This is a genomic window from Spirillospora sp. CA-128828 (genome assembly GCF_050945415.1).
Classification (GTDB): domain Bacteria; phylum Actinomycetota; class Actinomycetes; order Streptosporangiales; family Streptosporangiaceae; genus Spirillospora.
In genome coordinates this window covers 5,296,824-5,318,712 of sequence record NZ_CP191986.1, presented here as the reverse complement: position 1 = coordinate 5,318,712, position 21,889 = coordinate 5,296,824, and the positions used below count along the sequence as shown (strand labels likewise).

At 67.7% G+C, this 21,889-nt stretch carries 15 protein-coding genes; 12 read left to right on the top strand and 3 right to left on the bottom strand.

What is annotated here, in order from left to right; translation table 11 throughout:
- Positions 1-68 precede the first annotated feature (68 nt).
- The 3 genes from pglW (at position 69) to ACQPXG_RS25965 (ending at position 9,077) form a co-directional block, all read left to right on the top strand.
- Positions 69-4,415, top strand: a complete 4,347-nt coding sequence (gene pglW, locus ACQPXG_RS25975) for a BREX system serine/threonine kinase PglW (RefSeq protein ID WP_433461724.1) — start codon at positions 69-71, stop codon at positions 4,413-4,415.
- Between the two features lie 33 nt (positions 4,416-4,448).
- Complete coding sequence (gene pglX, locus ACQPXG_RS25970; RefSeq protein ID WP_433461723.1) at positions 4,449-8,099, top strand: BREX-2 system adenine-specific DNA-methyltransferase PglX; 3,651 nt, start codon at positions 4,449-4,451, stop codon at positions 8,097-8,099.
- A 300-nt stretch (positions 8,100-8,399) separates the two neighbouring features.
- The gene (locus ACQPXG_RS25965) at positions 8,400-9,077 is read left to right on the top strand and encodes an NPCBM/NEW2 domain-containing protein (protein ID WP_433461722.1); all 678 of its coding nucleotides are present in this window, start codon (positions 8,400-8,402) and stop codon (positions 9,075-9,077) included.
- Positions 9,078-9,190: 113 nt separating this feature from the next.
- On the opposite strand, the gene ACQPXG_RS25960 is transcribed toward ACQPXG_RS25965, so the two are convergent.
- The gene (locus tag ACQPXG_RS25960) at positions 9,191-9,670 is read right to left on the bottom strand and encodes a hypothetical protein (RefSeq protein ID WP_433461721.1); all 480 of its coding nucleotides are present in this window, start codon (positions 9,668-9,670) and stop codon (positions 9,191-9,193) included.
- Positions 9,671-9,949: 279 nt separating this feature from the next.
- Here ACQPXG_RS25960 and ACQPXG_RS25955 point away from each other — a divergent pair, with 279 nt between their 5' ends.
- The 3 genes from ACQPXG_RS25955 (at position 9,950) to ACQPXG_RS25945 (ending at position 12,528) form a co-directional block, all read left to right on the top strand.
- Complete coding sequence (locus ACQPXG_RS25955; RefSeq protein ID WP_433461720.1) at positions 9,950-10,996, top strand: helix-turn-helix domain-containing protein; 1,047 nt, start codon at positions 9,950-9,952, stop codon at positions 10,994-10,996.
- On the top strand, positions 10,993-11,352 hold the full coding sequence (locus ACQPXG_RS25950) for a DUF397 domain-containing protein (RefSeq protein WP_433461719.1): 360 nt from the start codon (positions 10,993-10,995) through the stop codon (positions 11,350-11,352). Before ACQPXG_RS25955 ends, ACQPXG_RS25950 begins: the two co-directional genes overlap by 4 nt.
- A gap of 612 nt (positions 11,353-11,964) precedes the next feature.
- On the top strand, positions 11,965-12,528 hold the full coding sequence (locus ACQPXG_RS25945) for a Uma2 family endonuclease (protein WP_433461718.1): 564 nt from the start codon (positions 11,965-11,967) through the stop codon (positions 12,526-12,528).
- An 868-nt stretch (positions 12,529-13,396) separates the two neighbouring features.
- Here ACQPXG_RS25945 and ACQPXG_RS25940 read toward each other — a convergent pair.
- A complete protein-coding gene (locus ACQPXG_RS25940; protein WP_433461717.1) occupies positions 13,397-13,855 on the bottom strand; it encodes a hypothetical protein in 459 nt (152 codons plus the stop codon).
- Positions 13,856-14,459: 604 nt separating this feature from the next.
- Here ACQPXG_RS25940 and ACQPXG_RS25935 point away from each other — a divergent pair.
- Positions 14,460-15,401 carry an RNA polymerase sigma-70 factor gene (locus ACQPXG_RS25935; RefSeq protein ID WP_433461716.1) on the top strand — a complete coding sequence of 314 codons (942 nt, stop codon included), beginning with the start codon at positions 14,460-14,462 and terminating at the stop codon, positions 15,399-15,401.
- A gap of 82 nt (positions 15,402-15,483) precedes the next feature.
- Entirely contained in the window at positions 15,484-16,413 is a 930-nt protein-coding gene (locus ACQPXG_RS25930; RefSeq protein ID WP_433461715.1) for an NAD-dependent epimerase/dehydratase family protein, read from the top strand.
- A gap of 79 nt (positions 16,414-16,492) precedes the next feature.
- Here the strand turns inward: ACQPXG_RS25930 and ACQPXG_RS25925 are convergent, their stop codons facing one another.
- A complete protein-coding gene (locus tag ACQPXG_RS25925; RefSeq protein WP_433461714.1) occupies positions 16,493-16,957 on the bottom strand; it encodes a MarR family winged helix-turn-helix transcriptional regulator in 465 nt (154 codons plus the stop codon).
- Between the two features lie 67 nt (positions 16,958-17,024).
- Between ACQPXG_RS25925 and ACQPXG_RS25920 the strand changes: the two genes are divergently transcribed.
- The 4 genes from ACQPXG_RS25920 (at position 17,025) to ACQPXG_RS25905 (ending at position 21,699) form a co-directional block, all read left to right on the top strand.
- Entirely contained in the window at positions 17,025-17,858 is an 834-nt protein-coding gene (locus ACQPXG_RS25920; protein WP_433461713.1) for an SDR family oxidoreductase, read from the top strand.
- Positions 17,859-18,433: 575 nt separating this feature from the next.
- Entirely contained in the window at positions 18,434-18,706 is a 273-nt protein-coding gene (locus ACQPXG_RS25915) for a hypothetical protein (RefSeq protein WP_433461712.1), read from the top strand.
- The gene (locus tag ACQPXG_RS25910; protein ID WP_433461711.1) at positions 18,699-19,346 is read left to right on the top strand and encodes a DUF6879 family protein; all 648 of its coding nucleotides are present in this window, start codon (positions 18,699-18,701) and stop codon (positions 19,344-19,346) included. Before ACQPXG_RS25915 ends, ACQPXG_RS25910 begins: the two co-directional genes overlap by 8 nt.
- On the top strand, positions 19,333-21,699 hold the full coding sequence (locus tag ACQPXG_RS25905; protein WP_433461710.1) for an ATP-binding protein: 2,367 nt from the start codon (positions 19,333-19,335) through the stop codon (positions 21,697-21,699). The genes ACQPXG_RS25910 and ACQPXG_RS25905 overlap by 14 nt, the downstream gene beginning before the upstream one ends.
- The last annotated feature ends 190 nt before the right edge of the window (positions 21,700-21,889 follow it).

Here is a 21,889-nt window from a genome sequence, read left to right as displayed (position 1 = left end):
CGGGCCGGGCCGGAGGCGGGCCGTCGATAGGATCGGGACCTGGCCAGGACGCGGGGAAGCGGGGTGCGGTGAGCGAAGCGCGGAGGCCCGTTCCCAGACCGCCCGCACCGGTCCGGCGGTGGTTTCAGGAGCGGGAGTCCCCCTATCCGTGGGAGCAGGACGGGCTCGACCACGTCAAGGGCCTGATGCACAACGTGGAGCCGTACCGGGCGTGGGCCACGTTCTCGTTCGTCGCGCCGTCCAGCCGGGTCCACGAATGCGACCTGTTCATCGCGACTCCCGGCGGCCTCTATCTCGTCGAGTTGAAGGGGCATCCCGGCCGGGTCGTGAACAGCGGCGCCACCTGGACGTTCTACGGCCAGGACCGCGCGCGCACCATCCGCAACCCGCTGAGCCTCACCGACTGGAAGTCCAAGGAGCTGAAGTCGCGGCTCATCTGGGCGGCCAGGCAGTGCGGCTTCTCCGCCATGCGGATGCCGAGGATCGAGCCGGCGGTGTTCCTCAGCGCCCCCGACCTACGGTCCGAGCTGGACACGGTGCAGAGCACCCGCGTCTACGGCAGGAACGACCGCGACACCGGGCTCGGGAAGATCTGGGACGACCTGCTCGGCAGGCCCACGGAACGCAACCAGCAGCCCATCAGCGCCGACTTCTCCAGGCGGCTCCCGCAGATGCTGGAGGCGATGGGCATCTCCCATTCGACGGCCCATCTCCGGTTCGGGGACGAGTGGCGAATGGAGCCGCAGGTCCTCGACGCCGGCCCCGGCTGGGAGGACCGGCTCGCCGAGCGCAAGGATCTCGTCCACGAAGAGGGACGCGTCCGGATCTACCTGGTCAACCAGCAGGCGACGGACGAGGCGCGCCGCGCCGTCGACCGGGCGGCACGCCGCGAGTACCAGGTGCTCCAGGGCATCAACCATCCGGGCATCGCGCAGGCGGTGCAGATCCGGGAGCATCAGGGCGGGTCGGCGATCCTGTTCCGGCACGACCACCGGGACCTCAGGCTCGACGCGTTCCTCGACGTCCACGGCCCCGAACTCACTCCGGAGACCAGGCTGAACATGGTGCGGCAGCTCGCCGAGGCCGTCCGGCACGCGCACAACCGGTCGCTCTACCACCGCGCCCTCGCCGCCCGTTCGGTCTATGTCAGCGTCAGGAACGACGCCCCCACCCTGCGGATCATCGACTGGCAGACGGCGGCACGCGACTTCGACACCGCCACCCCGAAGTCCATCGGCCAGTCCAGCGTGGACGGCGACCTCGTCGAGGACGCCGCCCAGGTCTACCTGGCGCCCGAGTTCGACATGCCGTACGCCGATCCCGTCGACCTGGACGTGTTCGGCATCGGCGCGGTCGCCTACCTCATCCTCACCGGCAGGACGCCGGCGCCCGACCGCGCCACCCTCATCGACACCGTCACCGGCGCGGGCGGCCTGCACCCGTACGCGGTCGTGGACGGTCTCGGCGAACGCATCGACAAGCTCGTCTTCGACGCGACGCAGGGCGCCCCGGCGAACCGGCTGGAGTCGGCCGACCGGTTCCTGGACGAGCTGGACCGCGCCGAGCAGGACGCCGCCCAGCAGACCCGGTCCGAGGACGATCCCGGCGTCGACCCGCTCACCGCGATGCCCGGCCAGACGGTCGACGGCGACGACGACGGCGCCTGGAAGGTCGAGCGCATCCTCGGCGCCGGCGCCACGTCCCGCGCGCTGCTCATCAGCCGCGCCACCGAGGACGACGACGCCGACCCCGAGGAACGCGTCCTGAAGATCGCCCTGGACGAGGCCAAGGCGAACCGGCTCAAGGCCGAGGCCGAGGCGCTCGCCAAGGTCGGCGGCGGCGCGATCGTCCGGTTGGTCCAGGGCCCCCGCACGCTCAACGACCGCACCGTCCTCGACCTGGAGTTCGCTGGCGACCGGACGCTCGCCGCCGCCCTCCACGACGACGGCAAGCTCACCTACCACCAGCTCGAACGCTTCGGCCGGGACCTGTTCCGCGCCCTGGACCAGCTCGTCGCCAAGGGGGTGCGGCACCGCGACCTGAAGCCGGAGAACTTCGGGGTGCTGCGCCGCGCCGACCGCACCTGGGAACTGAAGCTGTTCGACTTCTCCCTGACCGACGTCTCCGACCGCGACCCGACCGCCGGGACGCGCGGCTACCTCGACCCGTTCCTCGGCACCCCGTCCCGCCCCGACTTCGACGACCACGCCGAGCGGTACGCGGCGGCGGTGACGCTGCACGAGATGGCGTCGGGGGAGCGGCCGAAGTGGGGGGACGAGCGGACCGACCCGCGCACCACCGACGACGAGCACCCGTACCTGTCGGCGGAGCTGTTCGAGCCGGCGCTCCGCGACGGCCTGGCGGCGTTCTTCCGCAAGGCCCTGCACCGGGACGTGTCGCAGCGGTTCGACACGTTCGCGCAGATGGAGGCCGCCTGGCAGGACATCTTCCACAAGGCGGACGCGACGGCGCCCGCGACCACGCAGGAGACGCTGTCCGCGGCCGACGCGGGTCTCAGCCCGGACGAGCTGAAGGCGGCCCGCGACACCGCCGCGGCCGCCGCGACCCTGGACACCCCGCTGATCGCGGCGGGCCTGTCGCCGCGCGCGGTGTCGATCGCGGCCGGGTTCGACGCGACGACGGTCGGGCAGCTCCTGGACGTCCCGCAATACCAGATCGCGAAGGCGCGCGGCGCGGGCGCGGTCGCGAAGAAGGAGCTGAACCGGCGGCACAAGCAGTGGACGACGCGGCTGCAGGGCCGCGCCGACGTCCCGGTCGCCGGCCCACCGGACCCCGCCGCCGGCGCCGGGATGCGGGTGGACGATCTCGCCGCGCTGCTCGTCCCCGCCCTCGACCGGCGCAACGCGGGCAAGGTGAAGGCGCTCCGCCTCCTCCTCGGCCTGGACGGCGGCGCGGGCGACGCGTGGCCGACGCAGAGCAGCGTCGCGAAGAGGCTGAAGGTCGCGCAGGCGACCGTGTCCCGCCACCACAAGGACGCCATCGGGCGCTGGGCGCAGGCCGACTGGCTCATCCCCGTCCGGGGTGAGCTGGTCGCGCTGGTCCGCAACCACGGCGGGGTGACGACCGCGACGGAGCTGGCGGACCTGCTCCGCGTCCGGCACGGCGCCGCCGACGCCGACCCGGAGGTGACGCAGGCCCGCGCGCTCGCCGTGGTCCGCGCCGCGGTCGAGGCCGAGACGTTCACCGGCACCGGGCAGGCGGAGGGCCACGAACCCCGCCTGGACCGGACACGCCGCGCCGGCCGCGTCCTCATCGCGCTGGAGTCGCTGCCCGGCACCGACGACCCGGCGCCCGCCGAGCTCGCCGACTACGCGACGGAACTGGGCGTCCACGCCGACCGCCTCGCCACCCAGGACCCCCTCCCCGGCAGCGGCGAAGTCATCAGAGAGCTACGCGCGATCACCCCGCCTGAGGGCATGGCCCCGCTCGCCGACACCCGCCTCGTCCGTCTCGCCGCAGCCGTCGCCACCGTCGCGCTCGCGTCCCCGACGCTCCAGCTCTACCCGCGCGGGCTGGACCTGGCGAAGGCGCTGCGGCTGTCGCAGGCCGGCGCGGGCGTCCGGTACCCGCGCGGCATCACCCTGGACGACCTGCTGACGCGGGTCGCCGCCCGCTTCCCCGACCTGGACGCCTACACGCCGCCGCCCACCTACCTCCAGGTGGAGGACGCGCTCCGCGACGCCGGGTTCCCGCTCCTCTACGACGCCGGGACGCAGCGGTTCGTCGCCCCGGCGCCCGTTCGCCCCCGGACACCGTCCAGCAGCACCACCGCGACCCGCCTCGGCCCCGGCCTCGACGCCGCCGCGCAGGCGCCCGAGGACCTCGCGGACGCCAAACTCGCCACGGCCGCGCGGCAGGGCGGATTCCTCGCGCTGACCGTGCACGTCAAGCGGCTCGCGGGGACGGCGGACGCGATCGCCGCCGCGTACCCGGTCGTCCCGGTGAACGTCGCGGACGTGTTCCTCACCGAGTTCCGGGCCCTCGCCGCCGAGCACGGCACCGACTGGGGGCAGGTGCTCCGCGCGGACGAGCGCCTCACCCGCACCGGCGAGATGCCCGGCGGTCTCCGCTCGTTCCTCACCCGCGTCCTGGACCGGACGGAGAAGAGGCTGCAGGAGTACGCCGCGCCGCCCCGTACGGTGCTGTTCCTGCACAACGCGGGCGTGCTCGCCCGCTACTTCGACGTCGGCGGGCACGACGTGCTGACCCGCCTGCAGAACGCGGCGCGCCGCCCGTCGGACGCCCCGCACGGACTGTGGCTGCTGTGCCCGTCCGAGGCGCCCCGCGCCACACCCAACCTTGACGGACGGACGGTCGAGGCCCTCGGCCGCGCCGAATGGACGGTGCTGGACAAGGCGTTCATCACGCGCCTCCGCGGCACCACCGTCGCCTGACGTTGCCGAAGTCGAAGGAAAGGACCCGATCGAGTGAGCGTGGACAAGGCGGCCCTGCTGAAGGACCTCCGCAAGCAGGTCACCACCCTTGAGGACGACCTGCGCGACCGCACGGACCCCGGCCAGGAGTTCCACGCCAAACTCAAGGACGAATACGACCGCGCCCGCCAGCACCAGCGCACGGCGCTTTCGTTTGGGGCCTGGCGGGACGACCGGGTCACGCAGGCCGCCGTCGCCTGGATCCTCGCCACCGTCTTCGTGAGGTTCTGCGAGGACAACGGTCTCATCGCGTCTCCCCGGATCGCCGGCCCCGGCGAGGCCCTCACCGAGGCGGACGAACGGCACCAGCAGTTTTTCCGCGACCACCCGGACAAGAACGACCGGGACTGGCTCATCGCCGCGTTCGAGCACCTCGCCTCCACCAACGAGACCGTCGCGGGGCTCTTCGACCGGACACACAACCCGCTGTGGGGGCTGACGCCGTCCTATGAGGCGGCCAGCGCGCTCCTCAAGTTCTGGCGCCGCCTCGACGCGGACGGCCAGATCGTCCACGACTTCACTGACATTGAGGACCTGGACACCCGCTTCCTCGGCGACCTCTACCAGGACCTGTCGGAACACGCCAAGAAGACGTACGCGCTGCTCCAGACTCCCGAGTTCGTTGAGGAATTCATCCTCGACCTGACCCTTGAGCCCGCCGTTGAGGAGTTCGGTCTCGAACCGGCCTGGAAGCACAAGCCCGCCGGATGGCCCGGCGACGAGCCCGTCGTTCACGGACTCCGCACCATCGACCCGGCCTGCGGCTCGGGCCACTTCCTCCTCGGCATCTTCCGGCGTCTGCTTGCCAAGTGGGAGGTCCACGCCCCCGGCCTGGACACCTGGGAGAGGATTCGCAGGACGCTGGAATCCGTCCACGGCTGCGACAAGAACCCCTTCGCCGCCGAGATCGCGCGCTTCCGTCTGCTCGTCGCCGCCCTGAACGCCGCCGGCGAAACCCGCCTCGACCACGCCCCGGTGTTCCCGATCAATGTCGCAGTAGGAGACTCCCTCCTCCACGGCCGAGCCGCCCGCACTCCTACCGAGTCCCTATTCGGGGACGATGAACAGTTCACATACCAGACGGAAGACGTGAAGAAGTTCCAGGAATGCTGCGATCTTCTCGGCAGGAACTCATACCATGTGGTCGTCGGCAACCCGCCATACATTACGGTCAAGGACAAGCAGGAGAACGAGAATTATCGCTCGTATGAGACAACCTCGGGTCAGTACGCACTCTCGGTTCCTTTTGCCCAGCGCATCTTTGAACTTGCAATACGGACGGGCGGAGTTGATCGGGCAGCAGGCTTTACTGGCCAAATTACTGCTAACTCCTTTATGAAGCGGGAGTTTGGCAGAAAACTTATTTCGTGGTTCCATGGGCAGGTCGATCTCACTCAGGTGATCGATACATCTGGTGCATATATCCCCGGCCACGGCACCCCAACTGTCATTCTGGCCGGACGAAATCGCATTGCCTACAAGGGTGATCCCATTCGTGCTGTGCTTGGCGTACGTGGGGAACCTGCTCAGCCGAAGGAGCCGGCTGAAGGCTATGTATGGAAGGCAATTGTTGGGCAATATAGTCATCGGGGGAGCAGCGGGGAGTGGGTCAGCGTTGCCGACCTCGATCGCGCGACGCTCAAGTCGCATCCGTGGTCGCTCAGCGGTGGAGGCGCGGCCGAACTACTTGCTGCAGTTGAGGATTGTTCTACGCGCAGGTTGGGAGATATTGTCTCTGAAATAGGCACCGGAGCCCTTACGCGAGAAGACGGCGTATACATGATTGGCGCAGGAGCCTTGCGGCGTGCGCAAGTGGATATAGAGATGCAGCGCCCCCTCGTGGAGGGGGATACTGTCCGCGACTATTTGATTGACGAGCCCACTGTTTCGCTGTGGCCTTACGATTCGGATTCGCTTGAAGCTAGAGAGTCTGAATCAGTTGCCATGCTCCTCTGGCCCTATCGCACAGGGTTGCGCGGTCGTGTCGCATTTGGAAAGAATCAGTTGGAGCGAGGACTCAAGTGGTTTGAGTACTCGATGTTTTTCACTGGGCGCTATAGAATTCCGCTATCAATATCATTTGCTTTTGTGGCGACACACAATCACTTTGTGTTGGACCGGGGTGGAAGGGTCTTCAAACAGTCCGCGCCGGTGATCAAGCTTCCCGAAGATGCCGAAGAAAGCGAATTCTTGAAGCTCCTGGGTGTACTCAACTCTTCGGTGGCCTGCTTCTGGCTCAAGCAGGTTAGTCATGATAAGGGCAGCCAGTCGGGCACAGGTGGCTTCATGCACGACGAATGGGAGCGCTTTTTCGAGTTCACTGGGACCAAACTTCAGGAGTTTCCCCTGCCTGGCAGTGCTCCTGTAGAGATTGGTGCTACCTTGGATGCACTTGCGCAGGATGCTCTCGCTCTAGAGCCGAACGCCCTCGTCTCTGTCTCTGTGCCGTTGAGAACGAGACTTGATGACGCGCAAGGTAAATGGATGCATCTGCGGAAGCAGATGATTGCTCTCCAAGAGGAACTTGACTGGCAGATGTATGGGTCTTATGGCCTGCTAGAGAGTGACGCTCTGAAGGCAACAACGAGCAAGGACATCTCGTCGGTTCCGGATGTGCGACTCGGTGAGCGTGCATTCGAGATCTTTCTTGCGCGCAAGGTAGCCAAGGGTGCAGCGGAGACAGTTTGGTTCTCTCGTCATGGATCAGAACCGGTGACTGAGATTCCGGAGCGGTGGCCGGAGGAGTATCGGCGGGTTATGGAGGCTCGGATCGACTTCATTGAGAAGTTGCCCAAGGGCATTGGGTTGATCGAGCGGCCAGAGTACAAGCGGCGCTGGGCGGCCGAGCCTTGGGAGATTAAAGAGAAAGCTGCTCTTCGGAACTGGATCCTCGATCGTTGTGAGCGTGACGATCTGTGGTCTAGGATGCGGGACGGATTCAGGCAGCCGCGCACGCTGACTGTCAGCCAGCTCGCCGACCAGTTTAAAGACGATGCGGACATGCAGAACACGGCTGCCTTGTATGCCTCTGATCATCTCGAGAATCGAGATCTTCCGCTGTCGAAGGTCCTGGCGGAGATCGTGACGGACGAGCATGTCCCGTACTTGGCTACTTTGCGCTACAAGCCTTCCGGCCTGCGTAAGCGCAAGGACTGGGAGCAGGTTTGGGGGATGCAGCGCGAGGAGGACGAAACCGGGAAGCGGCTTGATATCCCCGTGCCATCGAAATATGTGACAGGGGACTTCCAGACATTCTCGTATTGGTCGCAGCGAGGACGCCTGGATGTGCCGAAGGAGCGGTTCGTCTCGTATCCAGGGGCCAGCCCGGACGCGGATGAGACCTTGCTGCTCGGGTGGGCCGGCTGGGATTACAAGGATCAGGCGCAGGCGCTCGCCAACATCGTCAACGACCGGACCGAGCAGGGCGGCTGGAGCGAGGAGAAGCTGACTCCGCTCCTGGCCGGGTTGCTCGAGGTGCTGCCGTGGGTGAAGCAGTGGCACGGCGAGTATGACGCGGAGTGGGAAGGTATCCCGGCCGAGGAGTTCGAGACCTTCCTTGATGAGCAGCTCAGGCGCTACGAACTGTCGGAGCAGGATCTCAAGGACTGGCGTCCGCCCGCGAAGGGGCGTGGACGTAAGAGCTGAATCTTCCCTGATCTTAGGGCTGGTTTATCCAGTACACATGAGGTGTAGTGCTGCGCGGGGCCACGCTCATCGACCGTCGCGGCCTAGTTTCATCCTTGCCATTGTTGGCCCCGCGGGCCGCGGTCCCTCGCGAGGAGAGGGCATCCAAGCGTCACGGACGTGGTGACGGCGCTCCTGGGAAGGAGCGAGGCGAGCCTTGCTCAGAAAGATCCGTGTTTCCACCGTATGAGGCAGCGCCAGAAGGACAGTATTATCTTTTTGCCGGCTCTTGCTACGCGTTAGTTGCGAGGTGGATGGATTGTGGCGCCGAACGTTCCCAACGACGATCCACACTGGCTGCGTAGCAACAAGGCGAAACTCGCGATCCTGTTGGCGATCATACCGATAATTGGCGCCATCGTTACGGGCATTACCCTGGAGTGGTTCAAGTCGTCGAACGGCACTTCGGAGCCCACTGGCAAGCCGTCATCGTCGGTTAGTTCGTCGCCTGTTGGTGGTCCGCCCGCCGGTGACTCGCCCACTACGCCAGCTCTCGGATCGTCCCCATCTCTAGATGTGCAGTACCTTTCCGACCTCAAGGCCGTCGACAAGGGGTTCGGAGTGGAGATCGGCGGAGCGGAGATCGATAAAAAGCAATACGCGCACAGCGTGTCGGTCGCGGTTGGCGCATGCAGTAATTCGGATCATGCGGTTACCTACAACATCGAATCCGACTGGAAGACGTTCACCACCTGGGTGGGCTTGTCGGAGAAGTCCGAAAAGCGGTACCGGATCTTCTTTCAAGTGTATGTAGATGAGAAGCCGGTCCCCGGCGGATACACCACCGAAGCTGATGTGTGGGCGCCTGCCTATAAAATCGAAGTGCCGATCTCATCCGCGCACCAGATAAAGCTTACCGCCACCTGGATGAAGGGCGGAGAGTGCAACGACGGTAACGTTAGTTACGCCACTTGGGGCGAAGCCATGTTCACGAAATAGGAATGGCTGAACCGGTTACCAACCTACGGGACCTCTGTTCCTGTCTGGAAACCGCGCGGCTGGGAAGGGACTGGAGGGGAACCTTCCCAGCCGCGCGGCTGATTGAGTCCCGACTAGTGGCGGGCGCGAGCGTTCTGGATGGCCCGCGTCAGGGCGTCCGGGTCGGGTGCGTTAACCAGCTTCCATTGTGTCCCACCGGGGATGAGCGCCCACCACTCCTCGGTGTGGGTGCCCCACCAGCAGATGACGCCAGAGCGTTGCTGCAACTCGGCAACCGTCGTCGCGCGGGGTTGGTCCGGATGGGGCCGGGGGATGGGACGTCGTTCGTCTGTCGCCTCCCGCTGGTGTGTCCGTGCGGCGAGGGCGGCGGTCACGTACGGGGTGAGGATCCGGGTGATCCGCTCGGCCGCGCGACTGGGTTTGTTGTGCGGGGCCAGGTCCTCGCCCGTGCTCGCCTGGTACCACCAGATGTCCGGCGTCCTGCCGGGGACGAGTGTGATGCTCTCCCCGAAGTCCGGCACGGCCGGATCGAAGACCCGGAGGAGTGGGTGCGGGCCGTCGTAGCGGGGGACGGCCTTCCATCCCTCCCGCATGACTTCTTGGGCAAGTCGGTCGAGATGGACCGTAATGGAAGAAGTTGGGGCAGCGGCCTTTAGATTCTTCGGTTCGACCCATCTCATCTACCAGTACACCCACTTACTGGGTTCGGACGTCCGTCGGGTGGACGCGCGATTGAGTTCGTCGGTGAGCGCCCTACGGAGTTCTTCTGCCGTGTTGCGTACAACGGTCGGATCTACACCGGCCTTAGGGTCGTGCAGAGTGGCGACCCAATCGCCGAGCATTCCGTCGTAGCGTGTTGCACGCCAGATTCGGTGACCCTGGAAGTCCTCGCGGAGTCGGGCCAACGCCTGGTCAGCGGGGTTGACGGGCGTGTCCATGATCAGTTTGAACTTTCGGTGCGATTTCTCTCCGTTACCGCTCCCAATCTTCCTGTGATCGGGTTATCTTCTGGAAGAGCAAGAAGCCCGGCGAAAGAAACCCCCCGCGTGCGATTAGAAAGTCGCAGCGCTTTCGAACCTTGGAGGCTCTCCGTGCCCCGTCGTCCGCGCGATCCCGGTGTCCCGTCCTCGCCGACCGAGTACTTCGGTACAGAACTTCGGGCTTACCGTGAAGCGTCCGGGTTGTCCCGGCCGCAGTTCGCGGAGAGGCTCGGATTCACGCCCCAGTGGATCGGGCAGATCGAGTCGGGCAGTTCGACGCCTTCCGATGACTTCGCCAGAGCGTGCGACACCTTCTTCGGGACGAACGGATCCTTCTGTCGCATCTGGGCGTGGATCCAGGACTTTGGGCGCCTCGCCGTACTTCCGCCAGGATTCCCCGACTTCATCGCGCGGGAGCGCGAGGCCACGGGGATGCACATCTTCGAGAACATGGTCATCACTGGCCTGTTCCAGACGCCTGAGTACGCATACGAAGTAATCAAGTCAGACAAGACGTCGGCGACCGTAGAGCAGCTCGTAGCGACTCGGATGGAGCGTCGGCTGATCCTCGGCCGAGAAGCCCGACCGAACATCGTTGCGCTCTTTGATGAAGGCGCCATCCGTCGGCCGGTTGGAAGCCCTGAGGTGATGAAGGCGCAGCTTGAGCACTTGATTGGCTTGGCGGACGAACACAACATCACGCTCCAGATCGTGCCAGGCTCGAAGGGCGCCTATGCAGGACTCCTGGGTGCATTCACGATCATGAGCTTCCTGGATGAGCCGGACGCAGTGCATGTCGAGGGCCATATTGGTGCTCAGCTCGTCGATCACCCTGACGCTGTCCGGAAGTTTGGGGTACGTTTCGATTTGATCAGGGGTGCAGCGATGTCTGCTGACGACTCCGTGGACATGCTCCGAACAATCTTGGAGAAGCTATGAACTCGCAGCAGGCGTCGGCTGTGCGGTGGCGCAAGAGCAGCCACAGCGCTGACACTGGTGGACAGTGCGTCGAGATCGCTTCGGTATCCATTAGCTGGCACAAGGGCAGCCAAAGCGACTCCTCCGGCGGCGCGTGCGTCGAGGTGGTGTCCATGGATCCGTCGGCCGCAGCGGGGTGGCAGAAGAGCAGCCGCAGTACGAACACCGGGGGACAGTGCGTCGAGGTGGCGGACTTGGCGGCGGCGGTGGCGGTGCGGGACTCTAAGGACCCGGACGGGCCGAAGTTGGTGTTCGGTCCGTCCGCTTGGCAGGCGTTCGCCGACCGGGTCAAGGGCGGAAGCCTCGACCTGACCTGAACCCGACAAGACAGAGCCCCTGGCCCGATCGATGCTCGCGGGCTGGGGGCTTCGTATGTGAGGTGTCCGTCCACGCTCGTCCGCATGTCCGCCGCTCTCGGACACGGACTCGCGCCCGCCACCCACTCGCCTAGCCTGCGCGCGCTATCAGCTCCGCGCCGCCCCGTCCCGTGCGCGTGGCGCTGTCAGACCGCAACTCCTCGCCGCCTGTTCCAGGTGCGCCGTACTGTGCCGCCGTGCGTCGTCCTACCGCGTGCCGCCCGCCACCGGGGCGCCCCGCCACCACTGCGTGCCGGTGCTGGCGATCAAGCGTTCGGCGCGGCGTGACCATACGGCCGGGCGCCGGGCGCGTTCGGCGCCTCTGTCCGTCCGCACGGGTGCGACGACGCCGCGCCCGTACACTCGGCGCCTCGTCCCGACTCGATACGGCGCCACCATGACCAGCGCGCCCGCCACCGCCCTCGCCTGGGCGCACACAACCGACATCCCGCGCCAGGTGTTGCCGTCGACCTGCGTTTAAGGCGGGTCAGAGAACCTTGTCGGTGTTAGGTTCTGAGTACTCACCACCACAGAGGGCTACGACGCAATGAGCGATGTAACAGGGGAGTTCTGATGACGGCTATGCCCGAAGAGCCGTCACATGTCCGTGACGACTTGCGCGAAGCGTTTGCTGCACTTGACGTGATGCCGGGCTTCCGCGCTGAGCTGATAGATGGGGAAATCATCGTGTCTCCGACCCCCGACGGGCAGCACGAGACCATCGTTGTGGCTGTGGACGATTGGGTTCGGGAGGTCCATGGGCTCCGCCTGCACCGGAACCTGACGCTGATCAGCCCGGAGGGGGAGTACGTACCCGATGGCATCGCCGCCCCAAAAGGCGCTTTCGCGGGACGCGAATGGCACAGCAAACCCGACGGGGCGGCGATGGTCCTGGAGGTGACCTCCGGCCGTCCGCGTGACCGGAAAGGCGCCGAACGCGACCGCGGGCCCAAGCGCCACGGATACGCCGCCGCCGACATCCCGCTTTACCTGCTGATCGACCGGCTGGAGGGCAAGTCCACGATCTTCTCCGAGCCAAGAGGCGACGACTACACTCACAGCGCCTCAGTCGCCCTGGGCGAGGATCTGTCCATCCCCGAACCGCTGGAGGGCGTCCTCCCCACCCGCGACTTCTGACTCTTCGCCCATCCTCTACGGCGCGGCCGGACGCGGTGCACGTCCAGACGCCGGCCGGACAGGTCCGAGGGTCCGCCTCTCACCCATGCCTGCCCCGCGTGAGGCGCCCGCCGGCCTCCGCTCGCCACGATGACCTCGATCCTGCCGGAGCAGGACGCCGGCAGAGACGAGACCAGCCGCTGCTCCCACCCCGGCGCCGATGGCCGCTCGGTTCCGCCAACGCACCGGCCGGGACTCCGTGCATTCACCTTCGACCGGCACCCGCGCCTCCGGCCTTGGCCTCGGCTCGTCCGTTCGTCCGACCCTCACCACGGCAAGGCGTCCGCGTGGGCGACTGCTCCGGCCCGCACCAGTTCGCCCGGCCCCGCCCCGACGTCCGCCGCGTCCGCGACATAGACCCGGCGTCACGTCCACCAAAGCCCGCAGGCCCCTCGATCGGCTCCACCAGGACGACTGCCGTCCCCACTCGGCTGGCATGCAGGCCTGCGGGCGGTAGTGAGTGGCCGCATGCCTCAACTCGCAACGAACCGTCGGAGTGGGAGGCGGTGGCTTCGCGCTGATCCGCGTGGACGCCGTCGACTCTCACTCCGCGTGCGCCGAGCCGCCCCGCGCCGCGTGCCGTTCTGCATTCCTTCGCGACAGCTGCGCCGGCATCCGGCATCCGGCACCGCGTGAGCCCACCGAGTCCCCACACGAGCGACCTCCTACCGTCCTGCCCAGGCCGCGGCCACGCGCGATGCACTCGCATCGCGTCCCCACACGTCGGCGAGACCGCCCACCCATTCGCCGCGCCGCCGGAGGCGTCCGGCACCCATCGCATCCCGCACCGCCCACCAGCCTGACGGCGCACACCGACCGCCATTCCGCCCTACTCGGCCCGGCCTCGCGCAGCTCCGCCCCTTCGCGGGGTTGATGCTGGTGAGCTCGCATAATCGGCTGGCGCGTATTCCCTGCCGTGAAGAGCGTCCGTCACCGCCATTAGGTGGGGTTGTGGGCGTAGGCTCCATGCCTGGAGCAGGGTGATCAGTTCTGCCTCGTCGGTGGCTGTCGCGTTCCGGATCAGGACGGCCCCGAGGTCGTAGTCGAAGCCGTCGATCTGGTCGGCGTCGTAGTCCCAGTGCGTCAGGCGGTATTCGCGGGTGTGGTCGGCCCGTTTCCAGCCTTCTTGGCGCGCTTGGTGGTCGGCAGGCGTGGTCACCGGGTTGATGGTGACGAAGGCTCGGCGGCCGGGGCCGCTGGCCGCGATCTCGACCGTCAGCGGCTGGCCGAGGCGCAACGCGGTCAGCTTGTCTGCAGGCCAGCGAGGTCCGTCGTCAGGGGTGCTCATGCAGCCGCCAGGGTGGTTTTCGATGGAGCGATGAACCGTGCGGCGGACTTTAGGATCATGATCCGCGGTCGGCAACTCGGTTCTCATCGCCTGGTGTGGTCACCGGGGCGTAGCGGTTCCAGGTTCGGTTGGCTTTGGCGGCGATGTGGGTGGTGCTCCTGTCGCGGAAGCCGAGCGAGCGGGCGTGCGGGGGCCTGTAGGACAGGTGGGCGGACGGCGGCGGGGCGGGCCTTGCTGCTCATGTAGCCGTGTTGGCGGAGTTGCTCGCGCAGGGTGCCGGGGTTGAGTGCCGGCCGGCACGTCGTCCGGGGGATGGCCATCGGGCGTCGGGGTCGGTCGTTCGAGCGGTCGGCAGCCAGTTCAAGGAGCAGGATCGCGCCGGTTCGGGAACTGGCGCGGGTGGCTCACCGAGCCTGATGAGCGCTTCGCCGTCCTGGTCGAGGATGTCGTCGAGGGGCAGCCTGCTGATGCGGCTGAGGGCCAGACGTAGTTCGTAACGTGAACGGGCGTGCGTGTGACATGGCCGCGCACACGGGAACCGCGGCCTCGATCCACAAGAAAGGCTGTGACCAGCCGGAGGCAGCCCGGGCGATATGATCAGGTCATGCCTCTGACGGTGGACGACGTCGACCGGTTCGAGTCGTCGAGGCCGCGTCTGGAGGCCATCGCCTACCGTCTCCTCGGCTCCGCGGACGAGGCACAGGACGTCGTGCAGGACACGTTCCTGCGCTGGCAGGCCACCGACGTCGATCGCATCGAGGTCCCCGAGGCCTGGCTGACGAAGGTACTCACCAACCTGTGTCTCAACCAGCTCACCTCCGCGCGGGCACGCCGCGAAACCTACGTGGGCCGGTGGCTCCCCGAGCCGCTGCTCGCCGGGGACCCGATGCTCGGTCCGGCCGACACCGCTGAGCAGCGCGAGTCGGTCTCGTACGCGGTCCTCACCCTCATGGAGCGCCTGTCCCCAAACGAACGGGCCGTGTACGTGCTGCGGGAGGCCTTCGACTACCCGCACCGGGAGATCGCCGAGATCCTCGACATCACCGAGGCCGCCAGCCAGCAGATCTTTCACCGTGCCAAGAGGCATCTCGCGGACGGCAAAGCCCGCACCGAAATCGACGAGGCCGCCGCTCAGCGGGTCGTCGAGGAGTTCCTCGCGGCCGCCACCAGCGGCCAGACCGATGAGCTCGTACGCCTGCTCTCCAAGGACGCCATCTCCATCGGCGACGGCGGAGGGAAGGTTCCGGCACGCACCAGGCCGTTCGAGGGAGCCGTCGCGGTCGCGAAGTTCGTGTGGGGCATGTTCAAGCCGGCCGAGGCCAAGCGCGCCGTCGTCGGCGGCTCGCCCGAGATATACGCCTGGACCGCCAATGGCGAACCCGCCATTGTGGCCGTCGTGGAAGGCCGGGTCGTCGCCATCATGTGCCTGGAGGTCACCGCCGAGGGCATCGCCGCCTGCCGTGCCCAGGCGAACCCCGACAAGCTCGAACGCGCGACCGAGCAATGGGCGGCGGCCGACCACGGGGAGCCTCTCCTCGTGCTGTGACGTGGATCACCTTTGATTCCTGTCAGGGAACGGCGGGCTGTCCGGTTCAAGTGACGAATCCGAACCGGACAGGGAGCTGACGATGCGAGTGTTGGTTGCAGGAGCGACCGGAGCGATGGGCAAGCAGCTGGTGCCGCGTCTGGTCGACGCGGGACATGAGGTGTTCGCCATGATCCGCAAGGAGTCGGACAAGGCCAGGGTGGCAGAGCTGGGCGCGGAGCCGGTCATCGCCGATGCTCTCGATCGCGCCCAGGTCGAGGCGGCCGTCCGCCAGGCGGCCCCGGAGGTGATCGTTCACCAGTTGACCGCCATCGGGCACGTCGACACCCGCCATTTCGAACGCAGCTTCGCCGCCACCGACCGGCTGCGGATCGAGGGGACCGACAACCTGGTCGCGGCGGCACGCGCCACAGGAGTACGGCGGTTCGTGGCCCAGAGCAACGGCGCGTTCACCTATGCCCGGATCGGTGGGCCGGTCAAGGACGAACAAGCCGCCCTGGATCGCTCACCGGTCGGCCAGATGGCCCCGATGATCGCCGCGATCGAGCACTTGGAGAAGGCCGTGCTGGGCGCCGACCGGATCGAAGGGATCGTGCTGCGCTACGGCGCGTTCTACGGACCCGGCACCTCCATGGCGCGAGGCTCCGAGCAATTGGAGATGATCCGCAAGCGCAAGTTCCCGGTCGTCGGCGACGGCGGCGGAGTGTGGTCGTTCGTCCACATCGCCGACGCCGCCGAGGCCACGGTCGCAGCCGTGGAGAACGGCGGCTGCGGTGTCTACAACATCGTCGATGACGACCCGGCCCCGGTCGCCGAATGGCTGCCGGCACTGGCGGCGATGCTGGGCGCCAAGAAGCCGCTGCGCGTCCCCCGGTTCATCGGACGGCTGGCCGCCGGACAGGCCGGCGTCGTGCTCATGACCGAACTGCGCGGCGCGTCCAACGCCAAAGCCAAGCGCGAACTGGGCTGGCGCCCGGCACACCCCACCTGGCGCCAGGGCCTCCAGGTGTGACGTGACTTGCCGAGCGTCGTTCTTCCTGCCTCGACAGTGACCGTCAGCAGTCGGCTGTTCCATTCCCCGAACTGATCGGTCAGTCCAGGTTTTCCGTCGCGCCGTGGCCCGCGGTCGTCACCCGGCGGAGGAAGTCGGTGATCAGAGCGAGGTCGGGCGGATCGTAGTCGGCGCAGATCTCGTCCAGGGCGGTGTTCATCCCGGAGAACAGGCCCAGCAACTCGGCGTTACGCTCCTGCAGCCTGCGGATCACCACGGCCCGCCGGTCGGACGGGTCCCGCTCGCGGGACACCCAGCCCCCCTTCACCAGCCGGTCGAGGACCCCGGTCACGGTCGCCGGGTGCAGCCCGGTCTCGCGTGCCAGGGCGCTCGGGCCGAGCGGGCCCAGTCGGCTGATCACATCGAGACAGTCGAGGTCGACGTCTTTCATCTCCAGGCGACCGCCGACCTTCCGGTTGAGCAGCGACAGCTGATTGCTCAGCTGTCGCAGCGCCTCCTTCAGCTCGACTCCGGCCCTCCGCTGGACAGGTGTTACGTAACTCATATTATCTGTCCTTCAAATGAATGTAGTATGACTCCCGTAATGTATGACAACTGAAGGGATGATGGCCATGTATCTCGTGACCGGAGCCACCGGAATCATCGGACGTCCTCTTGTGGAGGCCCTGCTCGCGGAGGGCGTCGAGGTCCGGGCCGTGTCCCGTGCCCCCGGCGCCGTGCTCCCGGCCGGGGTGGAAGGCGTCGCGCCCGAGGCGATCGGCGTGGCAATGAAGGGTGTTCGCGGACTCTTCGTCCATCCCCGCGCCGCCAAGGACGGCACCGAGGAGCTCCTGCGGCTGGCCGCCGACCAGGGCGTGCCGAAGGTGGTCGTGATGTCGGCGATCAACGTCGACGACGCCCCCGAGCACCAGCCGTCCAGGTTCAACGGCGACCGCAACACCGAGGTGGAGCGTGCCGTCACCGGAGGCGATCTACCGTGGGTCGTGGTGCGGCCGAGCTCGTTCGCGATGAACACCCTGGCGATGTGGCGCGGCCAGCTCGCCTTCGGCGACATCGTCCGGGGCCCGTATGCGGGGTTCGCCGAAGCGGTGATTCACGAACGCGACGTCGCCGAGGTCATCGTCCGGGCTCTCCTGGACGACACCCTCCTCGGCCGGACCATCCCCATCACCGGACCGGAAGCGCTCACGCCGCAGGAGATGGTCCCGATCATCGGCACCGCGATCGGCAGGCCCCTGCGGTTCCAGGAAGTCCCAGCCGACATGGCCGCCCAGGCGATGATCCGAAACGGCCTCGACGAACGCTTCGTCCGGGCGCTCATGGCGCGCTACGAGCGCGAGACGAAGCGACCCCCCACGGTCACCCACGAGGTCGACAAGATCCTCGGCCGTCGCGCCCGCACCTTCGCGACGTGGGCCGCCGACCACCGAGGAGCATGGTCATGACCTAGTACGCGCGCCTCCCCGCGCTGATCGCTCGCCGCGGTCCCGGCCTACCGCACCCGCCCTCCGACCGGGCCGACATCCGGGACCGCCGGCAGATCGCACACACTCTCCGCACCGCGGCAGGACTCCTCGCCTTCGCGGCACTCACCCTCGCCACCCATGGGACATCTTCGCCTCGGTCGGCCGAGGGGCCGGTCGGTCGCTTCGTTCCGCACATGCGCCACCAACCGGGCTGGCGTCGTCACACCCGGCGGCAGGACCTCGCCGGTGGGCAGGGCATCACTCAACACAGCCACCGCCCCGACCGCCGCGAGCCCCTCCCACCAGCACGAACACCCAGCTCAGACGCATCGGAACGACCAGTCACGGTAATCGCCGCTCGGGGCCACATCCGGACGATCGGGACTCAGGTCCTTGACCTCGGCGGAAACGATTTTGGAACGGGCCGGAAATGCCCCTGCGACGCCCGTGAATTGTAGTGATTTGGTAGCTAAGTCACGGATGTTAGCTTCTTGACATGAAGTCAATTAGCGCGTAGCTTTTCAATCAGAACTCGCGAGCCTTTCGGAGTTGCCTTGAAGTATCGGCCATGGGAAGCCGATGCCTCGGCGTCGTTCGCGCGGCGCCTCGGGAAATCGGCGCAGGAGTTGGACCGGACGACCGGGCGCGACGGATGCCCCGACATTTGGGAGCTGGACAACGGCGATATCGCGGTGATCGGCCGCGACCTCACCGCCGCCTACCTGCCAAGACTCCCGCAGGACGCCACCGTTGCCGCCGACGAGCGCATCGTCGTGATCCCGCGCGTCACCCTCATCGCCGCCAAGGCGGACATCCCCGATGCCTGATCTCACGACTCTCGATGATTCACTCGGGGAACGCCTGTCGCTCGACGACTACCGCCGTGACTTCCGTAATCGGCAATGGACGATCGACGGCGAGGATTCCTGGAAGCTGGAGCGCGCCCAGCATTTTATCGAGCCCGGTCTTCCCAGCTGGGACGCGTTCGCGCGCGGCGACTGGGACACGGCGTTGCACCTGGTCGACGCCGAACGGGAATGGATCGAGGAATTCTCGGCACAGGCCAGGCGGAAACGCATCCGGCTCTACCGCGTGCGGGTCGCCGAAGAACCGCTGACGCCCTACCTCCAGTGGGAGATGCACCTGCTGCGGCTGCGGGCCGAATGCGGTGAGCGCATCCGGATCGTGGACGGTGCCGCCGTCGCCCGGTTTGAGCGTGCCGGGCGGTCACTGCCCGAACTCGTCACCCTCGGCACGTCCACGCTGTACCGAGTCCTCTACGACGACGACGGGGCATTGGACGGCGCGATCCGGTTCGAGTCGCCCGACCTCGTCCGCGCCGTCACCGGCCTGACCCGCGGGCTGTTCCGGCGGGCCGAGGACGTCCGGAGCTACTTCCAGCAGAGGGTCGCCGACCTGCCGCCGCCCCGCCGGGACGTGCTGGCCGGGGCCCATGTCCGGCGATGACACCCGGGTCGAACCGTCCTCCGCCGACACCGGCGGCACCGTCCGAGCCGGGGCCGTGAACGGCGGCGCCGATGCTCACCGGCCATGGGAGAACGCGCCGCCGCCCCGGCAGCTGCCGGGCGCGGTGAACGGCTTCGTCGACCGGACGGACGAACTCCGCATGCTCGACCGGGCACTCGACGAGCAGCAGGACCACGGCACCACCCCGATCACGCTGGTCGTCGGCAGCCCCGGCGTCGGCAAGACGTCCCTGGTCGTCCGCTGGGCGCACTCCCGCCAGGACCGCTTCCCGGACGGTCAGCTCTACGCCGATCTGCGCGGCCACGCACCGGACGACCCCGTCACCCCGCTGCGCGCCCTGGAAGGCTTCCTGCCGCCGCTCGGCGTCGCGCGTGAGGCGATCCCCGGCGACCTGGACCACAGTGCCGCCCTGTACCGGACGCTGCTCGCCGGCCGCCGGATGCTGATCGTCCTCGACAACGTCGCCGACCCCGCGCAGGTCCGGCCGCTGCTGCCGGGCGTCCCCGGCTGCGCGGTCGTCGCGACCGGCCGCGGAACCCTGCCGGGCCTCGTCGCACACGACGGAGCCCAGCGGATCACGCTGCGCCTGCTCGCCGAAAGCGAAGCGGTGGCGCTGCTGCTGCGGGCCGCCGGTCGCACGCCCCTCCCAGACGACCGAGCGCGTCTCGTGGAACTCGCGCGGGCGTGCGCCTGCCTTCCGCTGGCGCTGCGCGTCGCCGCCGAGCGCGTCGCCGCCCGCCCGTGGACCCCGCTCGCCGAGCTGATCGCGGAACTGGAGGACGAGTCCGGCCTGCTCGAATCGCCTTCCTGGTCGGACGACACCAGCACCATCCAGTCCGTGTTCACCTGGTCGTATCGGGCGCTGCCCCCGTCCGCCGCCCGCCTGTTCCGTCTTCTGGCCCTCCATCCCGGCCCGGACTTCGCCGCCGGCGCCGCAGGCGCGCTCGCCGGTTCCGGCCCCTCCTTCGTGCGCCGCCCGTTGGAGGCCCTGGCCGGCGCCCACCTACTCGAACCGGGACCGGGCGGACGATTCCAGTTCCACGAACTGCTGCGGAGTTACGCGATGGACAGGTTCAGGCGGGAACACGGGCCGGACGAGCGGCGCCTCGCGATACGGCGTGAGCTGACCTGGTACCTCTACACGGCCGACGCGGCCCAGACCTGGATCAACCCGCAGGAGCGGAACGTCCGGCTGCCCGGCCCCGAACGGGACGTCGAACCGCTGCGGTTCGACTCCTACGACCGCGCCGTCCAGTGGTACGAGGCGGAACGCGCCAACCTCGTCGCGGCGACGCGGGCCGCCGCCGAGCACGAGATGCCCGAGCACGCGTGGAAGCTGTCGGTCGTCCTGCGCAACATCTACATGCGCTTCAACCCGTTCGAGGACTGGGTGACCACCAGCCGTATCGGCCTGGAGGCCGCGCGGCGGGCCGGCGACCGGGCCGGTGAGGCCGAACTGCTGGAGAGCCTCGGCATGGCCTACACGCAGGCGCACGAGCTGGCGAAGGGCGCGGAGTCGCACGGCGCCGCGCTGCTGATCCGCCAGGAGTCGGGCGACCGCGAGGGCGAGGCGCTGTCACTGAACGACCTCGGCCTGGTCTACCTGCGCAGCCGGCGGCTCGGCGAGGCGCGCGAAATGTTCGAACGCGGCATGGAGGTTTACCGGGTCCTGGACGACACGCACTGGGAGGCGGTGCTCGCCGCCAACCTCGGCGAGGTCCAGGCCGAACTCGGAGACCTCGACGGCGCCGAGAGAATGGTGCAGTACGCCCTCACCCTGTTCCGCGAGCGCGCGGAACGCGGAGGCGAAGGGAACGCGCTCAGGCTGCTCGCCATGATCCGGCGGTCCCGGTGGGACGTACCGGGCGCACTCGACGCCGCGGGCGGCGCCGTCGCGATCGCCCAGGAACACGCCAACCCCGCCTGGGAAGGCTACTGGCTGCTGGAGTTGGCGAGGGCGCTGCGCGCGGCGGGCGAGCCCGACGAGGCCCTGGACGCCTGCCGACGATCGGTGGAGCTACACCGGAGGGTCGGCGACAGCGTCCGCGAAGCCCTCGCGTGGGACGGCGCAGGGGAAGCCGCCCGCGACCTGAACCGCCTGGACGAGGCGGAGCCCGCCCACGGCCGGGCCGTCGAGATCCTCCGCGGCTACCAGGACAACCGCTGGCCGCTGGCACTGGCCCTGAACAACCTGGCCACCGTCCTCACCGACCTGGACCGTCGCCCCGAGGCTGTCGCCTCCTGGACGGACGCCCTGCACCACCTGGCCGACTACTCCGACCCGGCCGCGACCCGCCTCCGCACGGAGATCGAACGCGCCCTCGGCTCGTAAGCCACCTCGCCCGACCTGCGCACGCCCCGCCATGCGCCGATGATTCCGCTGTGAAGGAAATGCGAAAGTCCGCCTTGCGCTGCACGTTTCTGGAATGGCTCACTCGGGGAGGCGGTGCGCTCGCCGTAGTTGTCGGGCAGCCTTGATCATCGGCTGGTAGGGCAGCCGCACTTATTGAACGGCTGAGGCG